The 24,945-nt window shown below is 66.2% G+C and carries 24 protein-coding genes and 1 pseudogene; 12 read left to right on the top strand and 13 right to left on the bottom strand.

What is annotated here, in order from left to right; all coding sequences use genetic code 11:
• Positions 1 to 150 precede the first annotated feature (150 nt).
• The gene (locus ACP99_RS08785; RefSeq protein WP_049986244.1) at positions 151 to 954 is read left to right on the top strand and encodes an aldolase/citrate lyase family protein; all 804 of its coding nucleotides are present in this window, start codon (positions 151 to 153) and stop codon (positions 952 to 954) included.
• A gap of 121 nt (positions 955 to 1,075) precedes the next feature.
• A complete protein-coding gene (locus tag ACP99_RS20480) occupies positions 1,076 to 1,243 on the top strand; it encodes a DUF7838 family putative zinc beta-ribbon protein (protein WP_197052401.1) in 168 nt (55 codons plus the stop codon).
• Between the two features lie 7 nt (positions 1,244 to 1,250).
• Here the strand turns inward: ACP99_RS20480 and gcvPB are convergent, their stop codons facing one another.
• The 4 genes and pseudogenes from gcvPB to gcvT all read right to left on the bottom strand — a co-directional run bounded on the left by gcvPB (position 1,251) and on the right by gcvT (position 5,559).
• On the bottom strand, positions 1,251 to 2,672 hold the full coding sequence (gene gcvPB / locus ACP99_RS08780) for an aminomethyl-transferring glycine dehydrogenase subunit GcvPB (RefSeq protein ID WP_049986243.1): 1,422 nt from the start codon (positions 2,670 to 2,672) through the stop codon (positions 1,251 to 1,253).
• Entirely contained in the window at positions 2,669 to 4,015 is a 1,347-nt protein-coding gene (gene gcvPA / locus ACP99_RS08775; RefSeq protein WP_049986242.1) for an aminomethyl-transferring glycine dehydrogenase subunit GcvPA, read from the bottom strand. The genes gcvPB and gcvPA overlap by 4 nt, the downstream gene beginning before the upstream one ends.
• Positions 4,016 to 4,085: 70 nt before the next feature.
• Positions 4,086 to 4,465 (bottom strand): annotated as a pseudogene (gene gcvH / locus ACP99_RS08770) (glycine cleavage system protein GcvH).
• On the bottom strand, positions 4,465 to 5,559 hold the full coding sequence (gene gcvT, locus ACP99_RS08765) for a glycine cleavage system aminomethyltransferase GcvT (RefSeq protein ID WP_049986241.1): 1,095 nt from the start codon (positions 5,557 to 5,559) through the stop codon (positions 4,465 to 4,467). Before gcvT ends, gcvH begins: the two are co-directional and overlap by 1 nt.
• A 217-nt stretch (positions 5,560 to 5,776) precedes the next feature.
• On the opposite strand from gcvT, the gene ACP99_RS08760 reads away from it, so the two are divergent.
• Positions 5,777 to 6,985: a CBS domain-containing protein gene (locus ACP99_RS08760; protein ID WP_049986240.1), complete on the top strand. Its 1,209-nt coding sequence runs from the start codon at positions 5,777 to 5,779 to the stop codon at positions 6,983 to 6,985.
• Positions 6,986 to 7,145: 160 nt separating this feature from the next.
• On the opposite strand, the gene ACP99_RS08755 is transcribed toward ACP99_RS08760, so the two are convergent.
• The 3 genes from ACP99_RS08755 to ACP99_RS08745 form a co-directional block, all read right to left on the bottom strand.
• Complete coding sequence (locus tag ACP99_RS08755; protein ID WP_049986239.1) at positions 7,146 to 7,574, bottom strand: DUF7539 family protein; 429 nt, start codon at positions 7,572 to 7,574, stop codon at positions 7,146 to 7,148.
• A 269-nt stretch (positions 7,575 to 7,843) separates the two neighbouring features.
• Complete coding sequence (locus ACP99_RS08750; RefSeq protein ID WP_049986238.1) at positions 7,844 to 8,083, bottom strand: hypothetical protein; 240 nt, start codon at positions 8,081 to 8,083, stop codon at positions 7,844 to 7,846.
• A gap of 294 nt (positions 8,084 to 8,377) precedes the next feature.
• The gene (locus ACP99_RS08745; RefSeq protein ID WP_049986237.1) at positions 8,378 to 9,889 is read right to left on the bottom strand and encodes an amidase; all 1,512 of its coding nucleotides are present in this window, start codon (positions 9,887 to 9,889) and stop codon (positions 8,378 to 8,380) included.
• A gap of 293 nt (positions 9,890 to 10,182) precedes the next feature.
• Here ACP99_RS08745 and ACP99_RS08740 point away from each other — a divergent pair, with 293 nt between their 5' ends.
• From ACP99_RS08740 to ACP99_RS08710, 7 genes are all read left to right on the top strand, one after another.
• Positions 10,183 to 10,704, top strand: coding sequence for an NYN domain-containing protein (locus tag ACP99_RS08740; protein WP_081927311.1), 522 nt, complete (start codon positions 10,183 to 10,185; stop codon positions 10,702 to 10,704).
• A gap of 126 nt (positions 10,705 to 10,830) precedes the next feature.
• Positions 10,831 to 11,679: a TatD family hydrolase gene (locus ACP99_RS08735; RefSeq protein WP_049986236.1), complete on the top strand. Its 849-nt coding sequence runs from the start codon at positions 10,831 to 10,833 to the stop codon at positions 11,677 to 11,679.
• Positions 11,680 to 11,814: 135 nt separating this feature from the next.
• Positions 11,815 to 12,414, top strand: coding sequence for a DUF2150 family protein (locus ACP99_RS08730; protein ID WP_049986235.1), 600 nt, complete (start codon positions 11,815 to 11,817; stop codon positions 12,412 to 12,414).
• Between the two features lie 172 nt (positions 12,415 to 12,586).
• Entirely contained in the window at positions 12,587 to 14,287 is a 1,701-nt protein-coding gene (locus tag ACP99_RS08725) for a hypothetical protein (RefSeq protein WP_049986234.1), read from the top strand.
• A gap of 596 nt (positions 14,288 to 14,883) precedes the next feature.
• Positions 14,884 to 16,503, top strand: coding sequence for a PKD domain-containing protein (locus tag ACP99_RS08720; RefSeq protein WP_049986233.1), 1,620 nt, complete (start codon positions 14,884 to 14,886; stop codon positions 16,501 to 16,503).
• 68 nt (positions 16,504 to 16,571) lie between these two features.
• A complete protein-coding gene (hmgB, locus tag ACP99_RS08715) occupies positions 16,572 to 17,909 on the top strand; it encodes a hydroxymethylglutaryl-CoA synthase (protein WP_049986232.1) in 1,338 nt (445 codons plus the stop codon).
• A 62-nt stretch (positions 17,910 to 17,971) separates the two neighbouring features.
• A complete protein-coding gene (locus ACP99_RS08710) occupies positions 17,972 to 18,343 on the top strand; it encodes a hypothetical protein (RefSeq protein WP_049986231.1) in 372 nt (123 codons plus the stop codon).
• A 34-nt stretch (positions 18,344 to 18,377) separates the two neighbouring features.
• Here the strand turns inward: ACP99_RS08710 and ACP99_RS08705 are convergent, their stop codons facing one another.
• Entirely contained in the window at positions 18,378 to 19,085 is a 708-nt protein-coding gene (locus ACP99_RS08705; protein ID WP_049986230.1) for a helix-turn-helix domain-containing protein, read from the bottom strand.
• A 217-nt stretch (positions 19,086 to 19,302) separates the two neighbouring features.
• Between ACP99_RS08705 and ACP99_RS08700 the strand changes: the two genes are divergently transcribed.
• On the top strand, positions 19,303 to 19,872 hold the full coding sequence (locus tag ACP99_RS08700) for a GNAT family N-acetyltransferase (RefSeq protein ID WP_049986229.1): 570 nt from the start codon (positions 19,303 to 19,305) through the stop codon (positions 19,870 to 19,872).
• A gap of 39 nt (positions 19,873 to 19,911) precedes the next feature.
• On the opposite strand, the gene ACP99_RS20850 is transcribed toward ACP99_RS08700, so the two are convergent.
• Together ACP99_RS20850 and ACP99_RS08690 are read right to left on the bottom strand one after the other, a co-directional pair.
• Positions 19,912 to 20,289, bottom strand: coding sequence for a hypothetical protein (locus ACP99_RS20850; RefSeq protein ID WP_231554255.1), 378 nt, complete (start codon positions 20,287 to 20,289; stop codon positions 19,912 to 19,914).
• 277 nt (positions 20,290 to 20,566) lie between these two features.
• Positions 20,567 to 21,025 (bottom strand): pyridoxamine 5'-phosphate oxidase family protein, encoded by a 459-nt coding sequence (locus tag ACP99_RS08690; RefSeq protein ID WP_049986228.1) that lies wholly within the window; start codon positions 21,023 to 21,025, stop codon positions 20,567 to 20,569.
• 144 nt (positions 21,026 to 21,169) lie between these two features.
• On the opposite strand from ACP99_RS08690, the gene ACP99_RS08685 reads away from it, so the two are divergent.
• Positions 21,170 to 22,660 carry a replication factor C large subunit gene (locus tag ACP99_RS08685; RefSeq protein WP_049986227.1) on the top strand — a complete coding sequence of 497 codons (1,491 nt, stop codon included), beginning with the start codon at positions 21,170 to 21,172 and terminating at the stop codon, positions 22,658 to 22,660.
• A 39-nt stretch (positions 22,661 to 22,699) separates the two neighbouring features.
• Here the strand turns inward: ACP99_RS08685 and ACP99_RS08680 are convergent, their stop codons facing one another.
• The 3 genes from ACP99_RS08680 to ACP99_RS08670 form a co-directional block, all read right to left on the bottom strand.
• Positions 22,700 to 23,242, bottom strand: a complete 543-nt coding sequence (locus ACP99_RS08680) for a hypothetical protein (protein ID WP_049986226.1) — start codon at positions 23,240 to 23,242, stop codon at positions 22,700 to 22,702.
• A 73-nt stretch (positions 23,243 to 23,315) separates the two neighbouring features.
• On the bottom strand, positions 23,316 to 24,089 hold the full coding sequence (locus ACP99_RS08675; protein WP_049986225.1) for an amino acid ABC transporter ATP-binding protein: 774 nt from the start codon (positions 24,087 to 24,089) through the stop codon (positions 23,316 to 23,318).
• Positions 24,086 to 24,913: an amino acid ABC transporter permease gene (locus ACP99_RS08670; protein WP_049986224.1), complete on the bottom strand. Its 828-nt coding sequence runs from the start codon at positions 24,911 to 24,913 to the stop codon at positions 24,086 to 24,088. The genes ACP99_RS08675 and ACP99_RS08670 overlap by 4 nt, the downstream gene beginning before the upstream one ends.
• Positions 24,914 to 24,945: the final 32 nt, after the last annotated feature.

Here is a 24,945-nt window from a genome sequence, read left to right as displayed (position 1 = left end):
ACCCGTGCCTTCGCTCCGTGAATCAGCCGTATTCGTCGAGAGCGCCCCCTCTCATTTCCCACTCGAAGCCGGTTGTACGGCTGTAATCGCTCAACTAAATATGGCTATCTGTGCAGTAGACGTTTCCGACCCGTGCCGGAACATATGTCTATGGATCAGCCAGCGTCGACGAACGACCTTGCAGACACGTTAGAGAGCGGAGGCGTTGCGCTCGGCCTGCTCGACAACACGTACAGCCCCACACTCGTGGAGTTCTACGGTGAACTCGACGTGGATTTCGTCTGGATCGATCTCGAACACGGTGGGCCGGATCCGTGGGACGCGAATCTGATGGAAGACCTACTACGCGCGGCCGAACGGACGGACCTCGAACTGCTCGTCAGACTCCCCGATACGGACCCGACGCTGGTCCGGAAGGCTCTCGATCTCGGGGCCAGGAACGTCTTTCTCCCACGCGTGGAGACGGCGGAAGAGGTCCGTAAGGCGGTCAAATCCGCTCGGTTCCGCTACGATGGGGCCCCCGGTCATCGGGGGCTGGCTTCTCCCCGGGCCCGACGCTGGGGGCTCGCTGACGACTACATCGCCGCCGAAGACCGGGAGACGATGGTGGGCGTGACCATCGAAACCGAGGCGTCCGTCGAAAATCTGGAGGCGATCTTAGATGTCCCGGAACTGGGGTTCGTCTTCATCGGCCCGCTCGACCTCTCCGTATCGCTCGGCTGTCCCGGGGAAATCGACCATCCGGACGTGCAGAAGGCCGTCGAGACGATCCGCTCGAACGCCGTCGACGCAGGTGTTCCCGTCGCCGGTCTCGGCTTCGGGATGGACGATGTCAACGAAAAAGCGGCGAACGGCTACCAGATGTTGAACCTCGGGAGCACCACCGGAGCGCTCCAACAGACGGTCAGCGGCTGGTTCGACGCCTACGAGGGAGAGCGGTCAACGAACGAGTGAATTGAGACAACCGGTCTCAACTTCTGAATAGACGGAATTAATATCGCGATATGTGATTTAACAGTGGTGTCTTTTCCCCGGAATCAGTATCTTCAACACGATCCACACGAAAACCGCGGGTATGAGCCTCGAACGCGAATATGAGTGCCCCGAGTGTGGTCACACGGGATTCTGGAAGACGGCGTCAACGACGCTTCACCTCGGGACGAAGACGAAGTGGCGCTGCAACGAGTGCGGCTACGGCTTCATCGAGATCAACGGTATCAGCACCGCGAAAGCCGAATTATAAAAGCAGCCTATTCTTCTTCGCCGAGCGCACGCCAGGAGAGCCGCGGGTTCCGCGCGGCGGCCGCCTGATCGATTCGCCCTGCAGTCGTCTTCGAGGGCGCGGATTCGATTTCTTCCGTTGAGTCGTTCATCGCGCTGTCGAAGGCGTCCGCGAGGTCCTCAAGAGAGTCGAGGCTCTCGGCCTCCGTGGGTTCGGTGAGCATTGCTTCCGGGACGAATTCGGGCCACTTCGTCGTCGGCGGGTGGACGCCATAATCGAGCATCCGCTTTGCGACGTCCGCGGCATCTCGGTCGCCCGCCGTGGCGGCGAACTCGTGATGGAACGGTCCGTACGGGATGTCGAGATCGATCTGTGAGGCGAGGTAGTTCGCGTTCAACACCGCCTTCGCGGCGGCGTCTTTCAGCCCGGCGTCGCCGAGTCGGGCGATGTAGGCGTACGCCTTCACCAACACGAGCCAGTTGCCCTGGTAGCCGTGGACCTTCCCGATACTCTGTTCGGGCTCGTACAGCTCGTAGTGGCCCTCGCGTTCGCGGACCTGCGGGCTGGGGAGGAACTCCGCGAGTTCCTCGGTGACGCCGACGGGGCCCGCACCGGGACCGCCGCCGCCGTGCGGCGTCGCGAACGTCTTGTGGACGTTGTAGTGCATCACGTCGAAGCCCATGTCGCCGGGGCGGGCCTGTCCGAGCAGCGCGTTGAGGTTCGCGCCGTCGTAGTACAGCAGGCCGCCCGCGTCGTGGACGATCTCGGCGATCTCCTCGATGTCGCGCTCGAACACCCCGACGGTGTTGGGGTTCGTGAGCATCAAGGCCGCGGTCTCCTCGGAGACGGCGGCCTCGAGGGCTTCGAGGTCGACGCGGCCGTCTTCGCCGGATGGGAGTTCAACGACGTCGTAGCCGGCCATCGCCGCGCTCGCGAAGTTCGTCCCGTGCGCCGACGCCGGTACGATCACCTCGGAGCGCTCGTCGTCGTTGGCCTCGTGGTACGCCTTCGCGACCAGAATGCCGGTGAACTCGCCGGCCGCGCCCGCGGGCGGCTGCAGCGTCACCGCGTCCATCCCGCCGATCCGCGCGAGGTAGTCCTGCAGCCCGTAGAGCAGTTCGAGCGTGCCCTGGATCGTTCCGTCGGAGCGGTCCGGGTGGACCGCCCCGCTGGGATCGGCCGCGACGTCCTCGGTGAAGGACGGATTGTACTTCATCGTACAGGAGCCGAGCGGGTACGGCCCGCTCTCGACGCTCCAGTTCATCTGCGAGAGCCGCGTGTAGTGGCGGGCCAGTTCGGGCTCGGAAAGCCTCGGGAGTTCGAGGCTGTCGCGGGTCAGGTCCTCCGGCAGCGGTGACGCCTCGTCGACGTCGACGCTCGTGGTGTCCTTCTCCGAGAGCAGCGGTTCGTAGCGGTCCTCGTCGCCGTAGCGTGCCTGATCGTAGTTCATAGTGCCTCCTCGAACGCCTCGACGAGGGCGTCCGTCTGCGCGGCGTTCACGTCGGTGACGCACACCTGCAACAGGTGATCGTCGACGACGTGGACGGCGAAGCCGTTCGTTTCGAGATCCCGCGCGATGGCGGGCGCGGGCTGGTCGGTCCGAGCGAGGAACTCGCGGAAGTGGTGTCGCTCGTGAACCGGCGCTTTGACGCCGCGAAGGCCGTTCAGCGCCTCCGAGAGCGATTCTGCCTCGCGGACGCACTGACCCGCGAGGTCGACGAGCCCGTCGGGCCCCAGATACGCGAGGTGCATCGCCGTCCGTAGCGCCACCCACGCCTGGTTCGTGCAGATGTTCGAGGTCGCGCGCTCCTTCCGGATGTGTTGTTCGCGCGTCTGCAGCGTCAGCGTGAACGCGCGCTTGCCGGCGGCGTCCTCGCCCGCGCCGACGAGGCGTCCGGGTACCTGTCGGAGGAACGTCTCACGGGTGGCGAAGAGCCCGAGGCCCATCCCGTACGCCGTCGGCAGCCCGAGCGCGTCGGCCTCGCCGACGACGACGTCGGCGCCGACACTCGCCGGTTCTTCGAGCAGGCCGAGCGCGACGACGTCGGTGCCGAGACAGAACAGCGCGTCGGCCCCGTCGGCGATCTCGCCGACCTCGGCGAGGCGCTCCTCGATCGTCCCGCGGACGGTCGGGTTCTCGACGTACACCATCACCGTCTCGTCGCCGACGTGCTCGGCGAGGGCGTCGACGTCGACGTTGCCGTCGTCCATCGGGTACGTCCCGATTTCCAGGTCGGTGCCGTCGACGTAGTTCGCCAGCACCTCGCGCTTGTTGTCGTGGAGGATCTCGGGGATCAACACCGTCGTTCCCGACGCCTGCCGGACGCGGCCGGCCAGACGCGCGGCCTCGCCGAGCGCCGTCGCCGCGTCGTACATCGAACAGTTCGCGACCGGCAGCCCGGTCAGCTCCACGAGCAGCGACTGGTACTCGAACAGCGCCTGCAGGAACCCCTGCGTAATCTCGGGTTGGTACTGCGTGTAGGAGGTCAGAAACTCCGAGCGGCGCGTGAGGTCCTCGACGACCGACGGGACGTAGTGTGAGTGGTGGTCCCGGCCGAGGAACTCCGTCAGATCGTCGTTCTTCGCGAGGGTCTCCGAGAGCTCCGCGCGGAGCTCTCGTTCGCTGCGGGAGTCGATCCCGAGTTCGCCGTCGAAACGGACTGGCTCGGGAACGTCGAAAAGCTCCGCCTCGCTCTCGACGCCGACGGCCGCGAGCATCTCGGCGGTTTCCTCGGACGTGTGCGGTGCGTAGGGGCTTCCGTCGGTTCGTTCGTGTCGTGACGTGTCAGTCATCTCTGTCTCCGCTGGGTCGGGCGGTTTCGAGTCGGTGCACCGCCGAAGCGGCGTTCTCGTTCACTGGCGCTCACTCGGTTTGCTCGCGGTACTCCTCGGCGGAGAGGAGGTCTTCGAACTCCGGTCGTCGGCGACCTCGACTTCGAGCAGCCAGCCGTCGCCGTAGGGGTCCTCGTTGACCAGTTCGGGCTGGTCGAACAGCGCCTCGTTGACGGCGGTGACCGTCCCCGAGACCGGCGCATAGAGGTCCGAGACGGCCTTGATCGACTCGACAACGCCGAACTCCTCGTGCTGAGTGATCTCGTCGCCGACCTCGGGCAGTTCGACGAACACGACGTCGCCGAGTTCGTCCTGCGCGAAGTCGGAGATGCCGACCGTCGCGGTCTCGCCGTCGGTGGTTGCGTACTCGTGCGATTCCAGGTACTTCCGGTCTTCAGGTGCTTCGAACATTAGTGGTCCTCGATGAATGGTGTAGCGGCGATTTCAGCGCGTTTCTCCCGACCGCGAACGTCGACGGCGACCTCCGTTCCGGGCTCGGCGTACGACGTCGGTACGTAGCCGAGGGCGATCGCCTCGCCCAGCGTGGGACTCATCGTCCCGCTCGTCACGTGACCGATGGACTCGCCGTCGGCGACGATGTCGTAGCCGTGGCGGGCGACCCCGCGTTCGCGGAGGACGAGCCCGACGAAGGTTTCCTCGACCCCCTCGGATTCGGCTGCCGCCAACGCGTCGCGGCCGACGAACTCGGTGTCGAGCGCGACGGTCCAGCCGATTCCGGCCTCGTAGGGCGTCCGGGGCTCGTCCTCGGGATCGAAGTCCTGCCCCGAGAGGAGGAACCCCATCTCGGTTCGGAGCGTGTCCCGCGATCCGAGCCCACAGGGCGTACAATCCCCGGCGAAGGCCGTCCAGACGGCCTCGGCGTCCGCCGTCGGACAGAGGATCTCGAATCCGTCCTCGCCGGTGTACCCCGTTCGCGCGACGAGCGACTCGACGGTAGCGACGTCGCTCTCGACGAGGTTACCCTTCGACAGCGACGTCACGTCGGCGTCGGTCACGCTGTCGACGGTCGCGGCGGCGTCTGGCCCCTGTACTGCCACCATCGCCCAGTCTTCGGTCTGGTTCTCGACGTCTGCGTCGAGCCCCCACTCCTCGCAGTGGTCGACCCAGCGTTGGTTGATCTCCTCGTCGTGACCGGCGTTCGGGACGAAGAGGAACTCCGCGTCTCTCGTTTCGGGCAGTCGGTAGACGATCGTATCGTCGATGATGATCCCCGATTCGTCGGTGATCGCCGAGTACTGCGACTCTCCCGGCGAGAGCCGGGTCACGTCGTTCGAGGTGAGTCGCTGCATCAGCGCGGTCGCGTCGGGACCGCTGACGGCGATCTCACCCATATGTGATACGTCGAAGATCCCGACTGACTCCCGAACGGCGGCGTGTTCCGCCCGGATCGAGTCGAACTCGACGGGCATCTCCCACCCGCCGAAGCCGGTGAAACTCGCGTCCGCGGCGTACACGTCGTGCAGCGGCGGCTTCCGAAGGGCCATATCCGGAGCGTAGGGTTGCGGCAAGAAATGTTTTGGTATGTCGGCCGTGAGCGGCGCGTATCGTGAGGCGAATAAATCCTATAGTGCGATATCAAATCTCGGTCGTATCCATCGACCGAGATACTTTCCGTGAACACGAGCGAGGCCCAGCATCCTCGCCTTTCAAAATCAAGGGTAGGCATAACCGTCCAGCGCCCCTACTGTTAGGGAGCTACTCATGAACATCTCCGAGATACTCTCGACGAAATTCACCGAGTTCGACGTCGGTACACCGCTCTCGAAGGTCGCCGGGGCGTTCGAGAATCAGGAACTCGACGCCGTCATCGTAACTGATGGCGAGGAGTACCGTGGCGTGGTGAGTCGCCGACAGCTGGCGTCCTCGTCCAACCAGCCGTCTGCGAAGGTCGGCTCACAGGTACAGCACGTTCCGACTGTCGACCGTACCGAAGACGTCCGCGAGGTCGCGCGGCTTATGATCGGCAGCGACGCCAAAACGCTCCCCGTCCTCGACGAGGGCCGGGTCTACGGAGTGGTGACTGGCGATGACGTGCTTGAGGCGGTCCGGCCGTTTCTCGATGCGGTGACCGTCGGCGACGCCTACTCGGCGGAACTGATCAGTGCGACCCCTGAAACCACCATCGGGAAAGCGCTTCACATACTTCGAGAAGCTGGGATCGCTCATCTGCCAGTCGTCGACGGAGACGACCTCGCGGGAATGGTGAGCTTGTACGACGTCATCGAGTTCACGACGCGGGGCGGCAGCAAGAGTCAGGGCGGGTCGTCGAGCGGTTTCGGTGGCCGCGGTGGCGGGGGGCAGAACCGCGGTGGGTTCGGCGCGCGCGAGGGCGACGTCGACCGGATGCTCGATCTCCCGATACGGAATCTGATGTCCGACACAGTCGTAGCAGTCGAACGGAGCGAACCGCTCGACGAGGTCGTCGAGACGATGTTCGAGCAAGAGATCTCCTCGCTCGTGGTCACGGACAACGACACCGACGAGCCGGTCGGTATCATCACAAAGACAGACGTCATCGAGGCACTCACTTGGGAGCGCGACGACCGGAACGCCGTGCAGGTGTTCGGGCTCGACCTGTTGGAAGAGATGACCTACGACGACGTCTCGACGTTAATCGAGAAGATGGCCTCGAAGTACGGTGAGATGAGCGTAATCAAAGCCAGCATCGAACTGCAGGAGCACAAGGAACAGACCCGGGGCGTGCCGCTGGTGCTAGCGCGGATTCGACTGGTCACCGACCGCGGCTACTTTACTGCTGATGGGGAGGGGTACGGTGCCTCCCACGCGCTTCGTCTCGCAGCGAACGCAGTCGAGCGCCAACTCCTCAAAGGGAAAACCTACGGCAAGTCGAAAAAGCATCCCGACGCAGACGAGCAGAAACGGCTCTACGGGTGGTGGCTCGGTGGATGAATACACGACGTCGATCCGTCTCTAGCTGGCTTCCCCACTGCTAGGTATTTCCCTCCAGTCGCAGAGTCAGAACAGTTCGAGCCCCTGATTGGTTGGAATCGCGGTTCCATTCGGACTCCCGACGGTCAGCACAGCCACGTCGATTCGGTGCTCTGAGATGTCAACGCTCCGTTCGACGGACGAACTCATCGAGTTCGGCTTCGATGAGTGTCGCGACGCGCTGGCTGTATTGCCAGAGTGCCGCGTTGAGTCGCTCTTCGGTCTCGTCGTCGAGTTTGTCGTCGCCGCGGAGGACGGAGTCCTCAGTGATTTGTGGGTGATAGACACAGACGACGCCGAGTGAGGTGGCAGAGCCCGAAGTCCCCGCCGTGTGGATTCCGTATTGATCGGTCCCCCAGATCCCGTCGCCGCCCTGTCGCTCCAGTTCCGAGTCGAGTGCGTCGAGAAGTTGCACCTCTTCGGGGGAGAGGACGGGATCGTCACCTTCGAACAGTTCCGTGTACGCCTCCATTCGGGCACTTTTCGTCCATTCGTCCAAGTGTGAACGAGCAAGTAGTACGAGCTGTCGTTCGTCTGGAAACTCGACCATATGTATAGTAGGACGGCCAGGAGAATTAACGTTCGTACGAGACCGTCAGTCGCAGGTAGTGACGTTGACGCACTGTTAGTAGCATTTGCAACTAATTGCTCATCCGATCGCACGCAGTCGTGCGATCGAGTGAGTGAAGACTTGCAAATGTTACTAATACTCGGTGGAGCCAGCAGACGACAGAGGCTGTATTCGCCCCGCCGACAACCCGCGTGTAGCCGTAAGTTCTCAGAGGCAACTGGGGCGGCTCCGGCGAAGAGCCCACGACATCAGTCCTCGAATTCTCCGTCGTACTGTTCGTAGGTGATGGTCAGTCGCCCCGGCGTGGGCCGCTTCGCTGCGTCTCGAAGCGTCCGGAACGCTGCCAGAAGTTCATCGGCGTCGTCCGTCCCTTCTCGAACGCTCCGTGACTCTTCTCGGATTGTATCGTATGCCTGCTCCAGTATGCGCCGGGCGGCGTACGAATCGGTCTTCGAGTTCATCTCGAAGGAGGCCCTGTAGTGGGACATACTCGTAGATAACTTCCCTCTATGTCTCACGCCGGAGTCTCGTTCGTGTGGTCAGATTGGTTTTCGTCCCTCGGACTCCCGTGTTCCGACAGCATTGACACCCTCCCCCTCTGCGGGGGCGAGCTTACACGAGTAGTGCGATCGAGGGTCGTAAATCACCGTCGCAACGCCGAATCTCAGCACCGCTTTCGAAACGAGCGACGGGAGACGGGAGGAGAGGCAACGAGCGACAGGGGAGCCGTCCGAGATATGGCAGAGATTTTCGTCAGCGATCGACGACCAGGATCGAGAGCGCTACGCGACGTGTTGCTCGAAGGCGTGAGCCGCCTGCAACACGGTCGCATCGTCGAAGTGCTCGCCGACGAACATCAGGCCCACCGGGAGCCCGTCGCTGCTGCCGGCGGGGACGGAAACGGCCGGATGGCCGGTGACATCGAACGGGCACGTGTTCTGGATCTGGTTTACCGCGCGTTCGATGATCTGGAGATTGGTCGGCTCGTCGATCCGCTCGTGTGCCGTCTGTGGCGTCGTCGGCATCGCGAGCAGGTCGACGTCCGCGAGTACCTCGTCGTAGGCTTTCGCGAGGTCGCGCGACAGGTTCTGTGCCTTCCCGTAGTAGTGGCTGTGGTGTTCCTCGGCGAGGAACTCCCCGATGGTCGCGACGAGTTTGACCGTCGGTGGGTACCGATCGGCGTTCTCGCGGCGGGCCTCGGCGAACGCGGCCATCAGCTCGGTGTCGTAGTAGCCGTTTCCGAAGTGGCCGATCCCCTCGCCGTCGATCGTCGCCGTCGTCTCCTCGTTGGCGATGCCGTTCCAGATGGGAACACCGTCCAAGTGCATCGGAATCGCGACCTCGGTGACTGTCGCGCCGGCGTCGGCGAAGTCGTCTAGGGCCGCTCGCACGGTCTCGTCCACGCCCGGCTCGCTCTCTTCGCGGCCGAACCCCTGGTCTACGACGCCGATCGTGAACTCGTCCGGCGTCGGCCCTTCGTCGACGGCGTCCGCGTACGGTTGGGTTCTGACGGCCCCCTGCCGCGGGTCGAGTGGGTCCTTACCGGCGATCGCTTCGAGCGCGCGGGCACAGTCGGAGACGGTCCGGGCGAGGGGGCCCGTATGGTCGAACGAGCGGCCGAGCCCGAGAATCCCCGTGTAGGGAACCAACCCGTAGGTCGGCTTGTGTCCCACGCACCCGCACCACGATGCGGGGATGCGAATCGAGCCGGCCTGGTCGCCGCCGATCGCGATGTCGACGTCGCCGGCGACGACCGCGGCGGCCGAGCCGCTCGAAGAGCCGCCCGCGAGGTGGCCCTCGTCGTGCGGGTTGAGAACGGGGCCGTACGCGGACATCTCGCCGCTCCCGGAGAACGCGAGGTTCTCCATATTGAGCTTGGACGTGATCGTTCCCCCGGCGTCGAGCAGTCGCGTGACAATCGTGGCGTCGATCGAGGGAACGTACTGCGGGACGACGTCCGATCCGAACGTCATCTCGACGTCGGCCAGCGAGACGTTGTCTTTCAGGCCGACGTCGTACTCCGCCAGCAGCCCGGTGTCGGCTCCCTCGACCGTACACGCACGGATGGTGGCATTGAGTGGGTCCTCCTCGGGCGTCGGCTCGTCACCCTCCTCACGGTCGGGGTACTTCACCGCCGGTTTTGACGGGGACAGTTCGTCCAGCCGTTCGTACGCACCGAGGAGTTGCGGAATGACCGCGCTGAGCTCTTCGACTTCCTCCTCGGAGAGTGAGATGAACTGCTCGGCGGCGTACTGTTCGATCTCCTCCGCCGTTGGGGGACGGATATCTGACATAAGTGCTAGTACGCTTGGTAGCACTTAGCAGTACTGAACGCGGTACGGACGTCCCGACGGCGACTCACTGTCCCGTATCGTCCGCTGGCCCCGAGCGCGTTCAGCGTTCCGGCTCCGCGGCCTCGACTGACTGCACCAGTCCCATCTCGACGATGTCGAGATTCGAGCCGGTGGCGGCGCTGCAGGGGCAAATATGCATTGCGGAAGACGGCACCGCAGTCGATCGGTTTTCCGAGCGCCTCCGGTACATCACCGATCCGCCGCCGTTATGTCCGCTCCCGAGAAAGGCGGGTATGAATTCGCAGGGAGGCCCGCTGGACTCGCGGGCAGGCCGCTTCGTCGCCGACGGCGGCCACGACGGCGAACGACGGGTCGCGCTCTTCGTCGACGGGCCGAACGTGCTCCGCGACGAGTTCGACGTCGACCTCGACGACGTCCGGGAGGCGGCAGCGACGGCGGGACAGATCACGGCGCTCCGTCTGTACCTCGACGAGCACGCGACCCCGGGGCTGATTCAGGCAGCCGAAGCGCGCGGTTTCGAGGTGGTCGTCACGAGCGGCGACGTGGACGTCCGACTGGCGATCGACGTGACCCAGTTTGCGATCGAAGACCGCGCGGACGTCATCGCCATCGCCTCCCGCGATACCGACTTCAAGCCCGCGATCGAGACGGCCAACGCGTACGGCTGCCGGACGTTCGCCATCGCGCCGGGCGAGTTCGGCCGGTCTGACGCGCTCCGGAACGCGGCGACCGAACAGATCACGATCGAGGAGAGCGAGGAGGACGGCCCGACGCTCGTCGGATACGACGAGTGATCGAGTCCGGACGTCGGGTGCGAAAAGCGACCGAACCCTGACGACGGGGCCGAACGCCGCCGGGCGAGTCGCAGCGGCCGGGGCGAAAGCGGACGAACTTTTGGGATCGCGGGGCAGAGACCGCGTATGGAAGAACTCGGCACGCCGGTGCTCGACAACCACCTCCATCTCGACCCCGAACACGGCAGGGGACTCGACGCCGTCCGCGACTTCGCTCGGCTCGGCGGCACGCACCTCCTCGTGGTGAACAAACCGTCGTGGCTCCTCGGCGTCGAACCCGAGTCCGGGGCGGACTTCCGCCCGGTCTTCGAGACGACCCGCGAGGTCGTCCGCGAGGCGAACGAGATCCTCCCCGGGCGCGCGTGGCCCGTCCTCGGCGTTCACCCCGGTCTCGTCTCCCGACTCGTCGACGACCGCGGATACTCACCCGCGGAGGCGCGGGAACTGATGTGTGCCGGACTCGACTGTGCCGCCGAGTACGTCCGCGCGGGCGACGCGCTCGCGCTGAAATCCGGTCGCCCCCACTACGACGTCACGGAGGCTGTCTGGGACGCCTCCAACGACGTGATGAGACACGCCTTCGAGTTGGGTGCGGACCTCGACTGCGCCGTGCAGTTGCACACCGAGGCAGCCGAGGACCTCACCGAGGTCGCCGAGTGGGCCGAAGAGCGCGGGCTCCCCGCTCACCGGGTCGTCAAACACTACGCCGGCGGGACGCTCGCGGGTCCGACGCCGAGCGTGATGAGCGAGAAGGATCGGCTGAGGACGGCGGCCGACGCGGACGAACCGTTCCTGATGGAGACGGACTTCGTCGACGACCCCGACCGACCCGGCGCGGTCCTCGGCCCGAAGACCGTGCCACGTCGCGTGCGGTGGCTGCTCGACCAGGGGTGCGACGAGGCCGTCGAGCGCGCGCACGTCGAAACCCCGGCGCGCGTCTACGACATCGACACGCGAGAGACGCTGTCGCGGTGAGGGCGACGACGAGGAGAGAGCGTGCTCACGAAGTCCTCGACGGGGACGCAGCGGCGGATTCGGTGGCACCCGGTCTCACCCGACACGTGGCTGCCGACAAGAAAGGCATTTGAATCCCGGCGGGAATGGTGGAGTATGACCGAGGCCGAGGAGACCTACTACACCGAAGAACGCTGGCAGAACTGGCTCTCGCGCGTCGAGGAGGAGGAGCTCGACCCCGAGAACGAAGACTCCGCGCGGCTGCTGTTGAACCTGCAGGACGACGCCGCCATCGCGGTCGCGAAGATCGTCTCCGCGTTCGAGGAAGGTCGCCTCGACGACGAGGAGGCCATCGAGGAGCTCGAACGCGTCCGGACGATCGTCCTCGCGGAACCCGAACTGGAGATCGACGACGAGGCCGCGCGCGAGGACAAGGCGATGCTCATCGACGGCGTCCAGACGAGCCTCGTCTGCGTGTTCTACGCCGCCGAGGAGTACATCGTCGCGGGCGCGTCCGAGGAAGCGCCCCTCGAAGAGTACGTCGAGGCCGCCGCCGCGGCCGAGCAGGAAGACGATATGGACGCCGCGCTGGGCTACCTCGTTCAGGCGGGCACGCGGATCATCGCTGGCGACGAACTCGACATGACCGTCGCCGAGGAACTCGAGTACGGCCTCGTCTCCGAGTGGGTCAACGGACTCGACAGCCTCCAGAGCGCGATGAGCGATCCCGAAGTCGTCGAAGAAGAAGAGGACTGAGCGCGCTCGCGTCGCTCGGTCGTCGATCGGGCGTCCGCGACGGAGCGTCGGAGTCGGGCGCGCGACCGGCCGAAACGGACCGGACGATGCACGGGCGTGGAACCGAGATCCCCTTCGGCCTCGGCCGCCTCCCGGCGGCACGTTTTTATCCGGCACCTGCGGATTCCGGGGTATGATGCTCCGAGGCGACGACAGGGGGGTGACCGTCCAGATCGGGGCGGTGCTCCTCCTCGGGTTTCTCGTCGTCTCGCTGTCGCTGTACCAGGCGACGGTCGTCCCCGCGGAGAACCGGCAGGTCGAGTTCCAGCACAACGAGCGGGTCCAGGCGGATCTCGTCGAACTCCGGAACGCGATCTTGGGCACCGCGTCGACCGGGTCGTCGGCTCCGGTCGGCGTCGAACTCGGGACGCGCTATCCGACGCGGGTCGTCGCCGTCAACCCCGGGCCGCCCGGCGGGACGCTCTCGACGGACGCGCTCGGCTCGATCGAGGTGCGGAACGCGACCGCCGACGACGCCGCCACGCCGGGAGCCGACTACCCCGAGACGGCGGACTTCTGGAACGGGACGACGCACAGCTACGAGACCCGAGCGCTCTCGTACCGCCCGAGCTACGCCAACTACGACGACGCGCCCGAAACCGTCTACGAGAACGGCGTCGTGTACAACCGCTTCGACGGCGGGAACGTCACGCAGACGGGGCAGCCGATCGTCTCCGGGAAGCGAATCTCCCTCGTCGCGCTCTCGGGTGAGCTCTCGCGCGGCGGCAGCGCCACCCTGTCGGTCGATCCGCGGGCGGTGAGCGTCTCGACGCGAACGATCAGCGTCACCGACGCTGGCGGGAACGTCTCGGTGTTCGTCCCCTCGCGGCTCGGAGCCGACGACTGGCGCGCCCTCCTCGACCGAAGCGGGGCGTACGATCCCGACGCGGACGGGACAGACGGGGCGTACGTCTACCGGGTGGCCGACCGACCCGACGGCGTCGAACTGTACTTCGAGCCGGGTGAGACCTATCAGCTCGAACTCTCGAAAGTGGGGGTCGGCGGGAACGTCAGCGGGACCGAACCCGCGTACCTGACGAGCGTCGACGACCCGCCGGCGAGCCCGTTCACCGACAGGACGTACCCGTTCACCGTCGAGTCGCGAGACAAGTACAACAACCCCATCGGAACGTCCGTCGAGGCCGCTGCGGTCCGCGGGAGCGTTCCCGACGGGGTCGTCGTCGAACCCGGTCGGTACCGGTACCAGTACACCGCGCCGAGCACGTCCGGCGACGACTCGGTGAAAGTGACCACGCGGGTCGGGTCGAGCGACCCCGCCTACGACGTCGACAGCGGCGACTTCGACGGCGAACGGGTCGAGAACGTCCGGTACGAACTCGACGTGCAGGCCGACGGTGGCGGCGGAGGCGGCGGAGGCGGCGGAGGCGGCGGTGGGGGCGACGGGACGGGAAGCGCAGATCAATTGGACTTCGGTGGAACGACGCAAAGCAGCAACGACGGCCGGTTCAGGTTTGGAATCGAAAACACCGGAAGTACAGTGGTCGAAGTGATTGGGTTCGGCGTCGGTGGATCGCTCGTTGATTCGCTCACCGATGCGAACCCCGAGTTCAGGCTTGACAACGGGCGTGCGAACGACGATCCGTATGTCGCCGACGGGCGGATCTACTCCTTGGACACCAACGCGACAGTTTCCGGAGGGCAGACTCCAGAGGTCCGACTAGACGGCCTCGAAAGTGGTGGGACCCCCGTCTCACGGAATGACCTCCGTGATCTCGAGTACGCACCCGACTCGTCGACGTCGACGGCGGACCTGTACGTGGTACTCGAAGCCTCCGACGGATCCCAGAAGACGTTCTACTTCGAACAGCCCTGAAACCGTCCTCCGGCCCCGCCGGGCGGCACTTCGGCTTCCAGCCCTGTTGACATCCTCCTCCGCGTGAACGCGGAGGAATCCCGAGCGGTGGGAGTTTCAGGTTTGCAACCAAGATTCTGCCACTTAACGGGAACCCGTTTAACCCAGTCATCGTGAACAGTGGCTGACTGGCGGTGCCAAACCGCCGTTACTCTTATCCTCGGCGTTGGTAAATCCCATCTGTTGTTTTTGCCAGCAAGGAGTTAACGTCGCTTCGACGGACTCAGAGGTATCTTGGGCTTGCTCGACCAACCGGCACAGAGGCGAACGCTTCTAGCATTCGTGTTCACCGTGTTGGTTTTTCAGATACTGTCTCATTAGTGGCGGCGTGGCCGCCTCCGAAGGCCGTTCGGAATCGCTCCGTTCCGACCTGACCTTGTTCTCTGCTACGAATTTACAACACTTGAAACTACGGATTGGAAACTCAGAACTTCCATCGAACGGTGGTTTGTGAAAGGGCTTGTCGGATTCATTCTGCGGCTAAAGCCGCAGGTATTCTCCTTGCTAGCTATAATCGGCGGGAAAGGTTCAGGACGCCCCCGGCGCTACGGTCTGTAATGAGTGGTATCGACCGGGCGCAGGCGGACTCCCTCGGGAGCCTGCTCCTCGTCACGGTCGTGGTCGTCAGCGCGGTGACGTTCGGCGGTTACTACGTCACCTCCGGCGGTGGCGGCGGAGCCGGCGGTGCCGCGGGCGGGGCGGGCGGCGCGGCGGGGACCAACGTCGAGTTCGCCCTGTCGGCGACCGAGGGCGAACTCCGGCTCTCGCACGACGGCGGGTCGTCGCTCTCGGCCGACGCGCTCGAAGTCACCGTCGCCGACGGCGGCGGCGAGACCACGTACCGACTGGCGGACGGCACGCTCAGCGGCGGCAGCGGCGACGGCGCGTTCGACCCGGGCGAGACGTGGACGCTGGCGTGGAATCGAACCGCCGGAGCGACCGTGACGGTCGCACTCGTCGACGCTGATTCCGGAACGCGGCTGTTCAGCGAGACCGCGACCGTCGAGTCGACAGCGACGGGCGGGTCCGAGTCCGCCGAGGGGAGTGACGACGGCCTGATCGTCGACGCCGGCCCGGAGCGATCTGTCGCCGGTGAACGCGGCGCGATCGTCGGTCTGAACGCGACGGTCGGCGGGGCGACGGGATCGGTCGAATACCGCTGGCGGATCGTCGACTACGGCGGTCTCCCGGAGTCGGCAGTCGAACTCACCGACGCGGGGTCGCCGAACGCGACCGTCGAGGTCCGCGAGAACGTGACCCGGTCGAACCACACGGTGTCAGTCCAGGTGACTGCGAGCGACGGCGTCGCTTCCGACGTCGACCGGACGGCGGTGACCGTGCTCGCGCGCAACCGCCCGCCGGTCGCCGACGCGGGCGACGACGTCGCCCTCGAAGGCGTCGACGGGGGAGAGCGGGCAAGCGGAGACGATAGCGAGGACGGAAGAGAAGCGGACGACCGCGGCGGGCGCGGACCGCCGGACAATCCCGGTCAACGCGAGTCGGATTCGCTCTTGCCGCCGGTGCGCGCCGTCGCGCCCGTCGGAGCGGCGGCGGCCGACGACGGTGACGGAGGCGACCCACAGGGGCCGTTCGTCGAACTGAACGGCACCGGCAGCTACGACCCCGACGGCGACGACCTCGGCTACGAGTGGTCGATCGTCGACACCGGCGGCCTCTCGGAGTCGGCGCTGCGACTCGTGGGGGCCGACACGCCCACTCCGCGGTTCGTCCTGCTCGCCCCGCGGCTGTCGGAGACGCGCGTCGCCACCGTGCAGTTGACCGTGACCGATCCTGCGGGCGCGACCGCGAGAGACCGTGTGAACGTGACGATGTACCCCGACGTCGGTCCGACGATCGAGTCGACGTCGCTCGATCCCGAGCGCGTCGTGCTCGACGGCGAGTCTGTCGACGTCGACGTGAGCGTGAACGCCACGCACCCGACCGACGAACTGCGGTACGACTACCGGGTCGGAGGCGGAGTCCTCGACCGGCTGTTGGTGAACGCGCGAGCCGTCGAATCGGCCGGTTCGGAGGCCAGCCTGCGGGTCTCACCCGGTCCCCTCTGGCTGTTCGTCCCCGCGGGCGACGAAGTCCGGGTTCCCGTGACGATCCGGGTCACCGACGGCGACGGCGACCGAGCCGCGGAGACCGTCTTCGTGCGGGCGAGCAAGAGATAGCCGAGGTCTAGACGATCGTCGACAGCGCTATCGACAAACCAATAAGCGGTACGCGAGATACGGAAGGTATGACCGACGTCGGCATCGACGCCATCGAGTTCCAGAGCGGGAAGCTCCGGCTGGATCTCGCCAACACGTTCGCACCGGTGAAGGGCGAAGACCCCGGAAAGTACACGAAGGGGATCGGCATCGCGTACTCCTCGCTGCCGGACGTCTACGAGGACATCGTCACGATGGGTGCGAACGCCGCCAAGCGCCTGATGGACCGGAAGGACCTCACGCCCGACGACATCGGACGCATCGACGTCGCGACCGAGTCCGCGTTCGACAACTCTAAACCGGTCTCGACGTACATCGCCGGCTGTCTCGAACAGGTCCACGACGGCGACTTCCACCACGCGAACAAGGGCGAGCGGAAGTTCGCCTGCCTCTCGGGGACGCAGGTCATTGACGACGCGTACAACTGGATCCGCGCGGGGCGAAACCGCGGGCGCGCGGCGCTGGTGATCGCGACCGACACCGCGCTGTACGAGCGCGGCGACCCCGGCGAGGCGACCCAGGGTGCCGGTGCGGTCGCGATGCTCATCGACGAAGATCCGGACATCGTCGCGCTCTCGACCGAGCAGGGCTACGGCAGCGCCGACGAGACCGACTTCCTCAAACCCAACCAACAGTTCCCGAGCGTCGACGGCAAGCGCTCGATCCAGGTCTACCTGGCGCGGATGCGCGAGGCGCTGGAAGACTACGAGTCGGTCGCTGGCGACACCCACCCCGACGACTTCGTGTACTTCCCCTTCCACACGCCGTACCCGGGGATGGTCCGGAAGGCCGCGCTGCTCGGCTACCGACACATCACGCGCGACACCGAGATCGAGGACATCCTCGCCGACGACATCGGGATGCAGCCCCGCGAGGCCGACTTCGAGGAGCGCGAGGACTTCGAGGAGGCCATCCGCGCCTACATGGACGAACTGAAGGAGACGCGCCTGTACCGCGAGTGGTACGAGGCGGCCATCGAGCCGACGATCCAGATCGCCGGGCAGGTCGGCAACTGGTACACCGGCTCGGTGCACGTCGCACGGCTGTCGGCGCTCCGAGCGGCCGCCGCCGCGGACGTCGACCTCGCGGGTGAGAAGCTGCTCGTCGGCTCCTACGGCTCCGGCGCGCAAGCGGAGATCCACGCCGAGACCGTCCGAGACGGCTGGCGCGAGGCCGTCGACGCGATCGACGTCGAAGAGCAACTGGAAGAGCGCTACGACCTCTCCTTCGAGGAGTACGAACTCGTCCACGACGTCCACAACCACGAGAAGGAGACCGACGTCGAGGAGTTCACTCAGCCCTCCGCGGAGTTCGTCTTCACCGGCTGGGGCCGGATGAACGAGCGGCGCTACGAGTACGTCGAGTAGTCGGAAACGGCTCCGACACCCGACAGAAGGCATTTGTTCCGACAGATCGAGTCGACGAGCCGATGGGCTCCACGCCGCGAACCGCCCTCCACCTCTCGCTCGCGGCGCTTCTCCTGACCGCCGGCTGTCTCGGCGGCGACACGGTCTCGACGGGCGACGCGAAAGAGCGCGCGCTCGAAGCCGAGGCGGAGTACGTCACCCAACAGTTCGAGAACGCCTCCTGCGTCGACGAGTGGGGGCTGGAGTCCTACACCGGCGTCGAGCGCGAGGCCACGGTGGCGAACCGGACGTCCGAGGGCGTCTACGTCGATGTCAGCCAGCCGTTCTGGTACTCGACGGCGGAAGTAGACGCCGACGTCGGCTCCGAGGCGCGGTATCTCGTGACCGAGAACGACACGCGGCGGCTCGACGGGACCGACGTCTCGCCCTGTTGAGGGTCGATCGGCCGGACTTTCGCCGCGAGCGGGCTTACGGCAACCGACGCAAGTCGTCGAGCATCTCGTCCAGATCCCGGTTCGAGATCGCCAGCGAGAAGCCGTCGATCGTCGCGAGCGCCGGGGCGTGCTCCCAGAGGTCGTCCTCGGTGAGACCGTGCAGGATGACGGCGTTCGGCGTGGGGTTGACCACGCGCATCGCCACCAGCGGCGACTCCCCGCGCGTGACGCCGGTGAAGACGAGCGCCCGAGAGGTCGACTGGCCGTAGAGACGGTAGAACTCCTCGGAGGAGAGCCGCGTGATCGCCTCGATGCTGTTGATGACCGTGTGGCCGCTGATCCGGTCCTGATCGCCGCGGACGAGTTCGGTCGCGTCCATCGCCTCGTACAGCGTCTCCAGCGGGATCGACGTGGGATACTCGCGGAGGTCCTGAACGATGTCGCTCTCGAAGCCCGCGGAGATGACGCGGGCGTACTGCCGGATGCGACCGCCGCCGCGGGACTCGTCGATGTCCAGCAGCGCCACGACCATCCGTCGGACGACGCCGATGCCGGGGCTCTCGCGACGACCGCTCTCGTAATCGGAGATCACCGAGGAGGAGACGTCCAACTGCTCGGCGAGCGCGGTCTGGGAGACGTCGAAGTCGGTCCGCCACTTCCGGAGCGTCGCGCCGGGATCGTCACTCAACGTAATTTCGCCGGCGATTCGCCGCGCGAGGTCCTCCCGCGGGACCGTCGTCATACGCCACACCCCCCGGCGACCGGGCGCTCTCGGTTCATATCTGCCTCATCTGGGAGAGGCGGCCGCAAAAGCGTATCGAAGGAGGGGTTCGACGAACGCCGATACGAGAATGCGCGGCGGGGCCGCAGTCCGCACGTCATCGGTATCGACCTCGCGCGTCGGAGGCCGCCCGAACGAGATACAAGTACTCTTGTCGGTCCCACGCGGAGCAGCACCGATGACCGAACATCCGACGGATTCGGGTATCTCGATCCGGCCGTACGAGGGATCGACCGATGCGGACGGCCTCTGGACGCTCAAACGCGGCTTCGAACTGGGGATCGGCGAGGGGACCGGTGGCGAGGAGAAGGGCGGGATCTACGAGGAGAAGCTGACCGCGGCGTACCGCAGGCGGTGGCTCGACTGGGTCGAGCGGTGCGTCTCGGAGGACCCCGAGTGCGTGATCGTCGCCGTCGACGAGGCGGGTGCGGAGACGGACGCCGAGGCAGAAGCGGATCCGGAGGCGAGAGGGAAAGCGGATCTCGTCGGCTACGCATTCGTCCTCCCCGAGACCCTGTCGTTCATCTGGGACGCGGCGGTCCTCAACGAGGTCTTCGTCGCCTCCGACTACCGGGGCAGCGGCGTCGCCGACGACCTGATGGACGCGGTCCTCGCGTGTGCCCGCTCGCAGGACCTGCCGCTCGACCGACTCGTGTTGGACGTCGACCGCGAGAACGACAGGGCCAGAGCGTTCTACGACCGGTACGGCTTCGAGCACTGGGCCGAGATGGTCGCCAGAGAACTGTAGTCGGAGTCGAATCGAGGGACAGAACCGGGGTTCGACCGGTCACCGGTTCGAGGCGAACGATCCGAGCGCACCGCCGACCCCGCCGAACGCGAGCGGGTAGACGAGACCCGCCAGCAAGATGGCGGTCACGAGCGTCGGGCCGGCACTGGAGTCGCCGACGGAGATCGAGAAGGCGAACGCGCCGGCGACCGCGAGCGGGAGGTACCCGAGCGCGACCGACGCGCCGGCGACCGCGCCCGAGAGCGGCGATTCCGAGCGTCCCGCGACCGCCACGAGCGCGCCCGCGATCACGAGGACGAGCGGCGGGACGACGAAGAGCGCCGACGGGAAGGCGTCCCCGCGGCTGATGAGGTTGACCGCCGTCGATCCGAACAGCCCGGGGATCTCGCTCGTGACGTAGTGGGCGCTGTAGAACACCCAGCCGACGAGTTTCCACGTGCCGGGATCGCCGGTCGAGAGTTCGAGGACGCGGGCGCCAGCGAGTTCGCGATCTGCTGGCCGGTCACCGCGTAGGTGAGGGCGTAGGTGACGAGATACGAGAGCAGTCCGCCGATCGCCGCGATACCGAGGGTTCGGCCGGTCGGTGCGATACCGCCGCGCGACGTCGTGGTCGATTCAGGGCGTGACATCGTCGACGGGTGGCCACGCTCACATAGGTACTTTCTGGTTGAGTGGGAGGGGTATCAGACGCCTGTCATTCGATACCGACCCGCGGTTTCTCCCTGCGGCCGGTCAATTCGTCGGGGTGGAGTTTGTACAGGCGGTAGTCCAGTTCCCGCGGTTCCTCCTCGTAGATCGTCACGAACGGGATGTCGATCGAGCGGATCGCCTCGACAACCGTTCCGTCGATACTCGCTTCCGGCATCGTCGACAGAGTGCCGCGAGCGACGACGGACGCCCACTGCTGATCGCGCTCGAGGGTGACGACGAGAGCGGCTCGATCCGAACGGGCGAGATACCGCTCCTTCTCTGAATCCTCGGCGAAGGCGAGGCGGAGATACAGCACGCCCTCGTCGGCGTCGTACCCGTACGAGACCGGGATCGCGAAGGGGTCGCTCTCGTCGGCGAGCGCCAACACGGCGATGCCGCCAGTCCCGAGCAGTTCGTCGATCTCCTCGTCGTTCAGTACGACGCCGCTCTCGTCGTCGGTCATACCCGTCGTTCGCTCCGTGGACGGTTAAACTGTCGGCCAGATTGAACAAGTGAAACCATCTCGAACAAAGTGGACAGTACGCCACGCCGGGCGAGCAGCGTCCGACCCGCAGAAGCTAAACGGGGCTCTCCCCATCAACAACCAATGACCGACTGGACCGAACGGTACCGCCCATCGACCCTCTCGGAGGTCCGCGGCAACAATAAGGCCCGCGACGCCCTGAAGGAGTGGGCGGAGACGTGGCCGGACCACCGCGAACCGGTCGTCCTCCACGGCGCGCCGGGGGTCGGCAAGACGTCGGCGGCGCACGCGCTGGCGAACGATATGGGGTGGGAGGTCGTCGAACTCAACGCCTCCGACGAGCGGACCGCCGACGCCATCGAGCGCTTCGCGGGGCGCGCCTCCCGCAACGCGACGCTCGCGGGGTCGCTCGGGGGCGCGGGCGGCGGCCGCCAGCTCGTCGTGATGGACGAGGCCGACAACATTCACTACCAGTACGACCGCGGCGGCAAGCGGGCGGTCACGAGCCTCCTGAAGGAGGCGAACCAGCCGATCGTCCTGATCGCCAACGAGTACTACGACATGTCGAACGGGCTGCGCAACGCAGCGAGGGAAATCGAGTTCCGCGACGTCTCCGCGCGATCGATCGTGCCCGTCCTGCGGGACATCCTCCGAAAGGAGGGGATCGAGTTCGACGAGGAGGCGCTCGAACGCATCGCCGAGGCGAACAGCGGCGACCTCCGCGCGGCGGTGAAAGACCTCCAGGCGACCGCCGAAGGACTGGAGAAGGTGACCCTCGAGGACGTGACGACGGGGTCGAGAAACCGCGCGGTCGGCCTCTTCGAGTTCCTCGACGCGGTGTTGAAAGAAAAGCCCGCAGAGGAGGCGCTGCGGACCGCCTACGACGTCGACGAGACCCCCGACGACCTGCTCAAGTGGGTCGAGGACAAGGTGTCGCTGGTGTACGAGGGCGAGGAACTCGCCCGGGCCTACGAGTTCCTCTCGAACGCTGAGGTCTGGACGAGCCGAGTCTACTCGACGGACTTCGATTACTCGTGGTGGCGCTACGCGACCGACAACCTCGCCGGCGGCGTCGCCGCCGCGCGCGACCGCACCCGCGGCGGGTGGACGCAGTACGGCGGCGCGCCCTACCGCTCGACGCGGGACAGCACCCGCGACGAGGTCGTCCGCTCGATCGCGGAGTCCGGCGGCTTCTCGATGACGACCGCTCGCCTCGACGTCCTGCCGTTCCTCGCGGCGATGACGCACCACTGCAAGCCCCGCGAGTTGACGGTCGCGATGGCCGCGTGGTACGACCTCGACGAGGCGGCCGTCTCCTACGTCACGGGGAGCGGCGAGACGACCAACAAGGTGCAGTCGATCGTCGAGGACGCCCGAGAGTTGCGGTCCGAAGCGGTGGAGGCGCACGCCGGTGACGCGTTCGTCGGCCGGGAACGCGCAGAGGCCGCGGACGCCACCGACGAGGAGGGCGACGGCGGCGACGACGGAGACGACGAGGATCAGCAGACGCTCGACGCCGACGTGTTGGACCGCGAAGCGGAGGCGGAGGCGACGGTCGACGACGGCGACTCCGAGGGTGACGACGGCCAGTCGGGGCTCTCCGACTTTATGTGAACGTGGATTCTGATGCGGGGAACGCGTCGGAGCGAACGCTCACGAGGCCGACATCGCTCTCTGCCGACGAAGCTGCGAGACGGCGACGGCCAGCAGGACGCTCCCGAGCGCGCCCGGCACCGAGAGCAACGCGCCGAGCGCCGCGGCCTCTGCCGCGCCGGTGAGGAGCAGCCCGGCGACCGCGCCGCCGAGACCGCCGACGGCGTAGCCCGCGGTCGCGTACTGGAGCGCGTGCGACCACGACACCTCGCGGAACACGACCGTCAGCGCGGCCCCCGTCGCGATAGGGAGCCCCTCGAAGACGGCCGAAACGAACAGCCCCGCCGCGAGCACGCCCGCCGTGAACTTCGCCAGTCCGACGAGCGCGCCGAGGGAGACCTCTTGGAGTCCGAGCGGGCTGGCGACCGCGACCGCGACGCCGCAGACGATCGCGAGGGCGTTCGTTCCCAGCAGCGTGAACTCGATCCGGATCCCCGTTGCACGGGCGGCGAGCAGGCTCACCGCGGCCAAAAGCGGGAGAGCGAGGAGCACCGCGATCATCGCGAGCACCGCGACGAGCCCGAGTCCGGGAACGTTTGTCACGGGCGACGCTACGCGGAGAGTCGGTAAGTGCTTTGTCGGGAAGTGATGCGTCGAGAGGGAATCTCCCGACGGCTCAGAGGATCTTCGAGAGGAACTGCTCGCCGCGCTCGGTCTCGGGGTGCTCGAAGAACGACTCGGGATCGCCGCTCTCGACGAGCCGCCCCTCGTCCATCAGGACGATTCGGTCGCCCACCTCGCGGGCGAAGCCCATCTCGTGGGTGACGACCATCATCGTCATTCCGTCGGCCGCGAGCCCGCGCATCACTTCGAGCACTTCACCGACCAGTTCGGGGTCGAGCGCGCTCGTGACCTCGTCGAACAGCATCACTTTCGGGTCCATCGCGAGCGCGCGGGCGATGGCGACGCGCTGCTGCTGCCCGCCGGAGAGCTGGTTCGGGTAGGAGTCGGCCTGATCCAGTAGGCCGACGTCCGCGAGGAGTTCCTCCGCGCGCTCGCGGGCTTCGGCCTCGGGGATCCCACGGACCTTCCGCGGCGCGAGCGTCACGTTCTCCAGCGCCGTCTTGTGCGGGAAGAGGTTGAACGACTGGAACACCATCCCGATGCGCTGACGGAGCCGGTTGATGTCGGCGTCGGGGTCGGAGATCGACCGCCCGTCCAGCCGGATCTCGCCGTTCTGAATCTCCTCTAAGCGGTTCGCACACCGCAGCAGCGTCGACTTCCCCGAGCCGGAGGGGCCGACGACGACGCACACCTCGCCGTTTTGGATGTCGAGGGAGACGTCCTTGAGGACGTGCGTCTCGCCGAAGTACTTGTCCACGTGGTCGAATTCGAGCAGCGCGTGGCCGTCGGTTCGCCCCTCGTCATCGGATCGGATCGCGTCGCTCATTGTGAGTCACCGCCCCAGTCCGCGCGGTCTTCGAGGTACTCCACGAGCCGTCCCATCGGAATCGTGATCGACAGGTACGCGATGGCGACGAGCACGAGCGGCGTCCACGGATCGAACGTCGCGCTGTTGACGTCGCGGAACTGCTGGATGAGCTCCGGCACCGCGATGACCGTCAGCAGCGAGGTGTCCTTCACCAGAATGATCTGGTCGTTGCCAACCGCCGCCAGGGCGTTGCGCCACGCCTGCGGGATGACGACCTCGCGCATCGCCTGCACGTAGCCCATCCCGAGCGAGCGGGCCGCCTCCATCTGGCCGTCGTGGACCGCACCGATCCCGCCGCGGACCGCCTCGCCGACGTAGGCCGCGTGGTTCAGCGTCAGCGAGATGATCGCCGTCGGGATCCCCCAGTTCGAGATCGGGAACGTGCCGGGCCACAGCGTCGGGATGCCGAAGTAGACGACGAAGATCTGAAAGAGCAGCGGCGTCCCGCGGAAGAACTGCACGTAGGCCGCCGAGATCCCGCTCGTGATCGACGTCTTCGAGACGCGAGCGAGACCGACGAAGATTCCCGCGGTCACGGAGAGGACGCTGGCCGTGACGACGATACCCAGCACCAACACGTAGGCGTTGATGAACTGCGGCAGGATCGTCGGGATGAGCGCGTAATCGACCTGGACGGCCAGAATGTACAGCACGAGCAGCGCGATCCCGAGTGCGACGAGGCTCGACAGGCCGACGCCGAGGTACTTCAGCGTCTGGTCGTCGAGGAACCCGTCGGCCGCAGCGTTGGCTTCGGGTGATGCGCCCGAGTATGAATCAGCCATAGTTGCGAGGTTGTGGTGCGGAACCGTGATAT

Source organism: Halobellus rufus (assembly GCF_000739575.1).
GTDB classification, from domain to species: domain Archaea; phylum Halobacteriota; class Halobacteria; order Halobacteriales; family Haloferacaceae; genus Haloquadratum; species Haloquadratum rufum.
The sequence above is the reverse complement of the archived record's forward strand: the minus strand, read 5'-3'. Positions and strand labels throughout refer to the sequence as shown.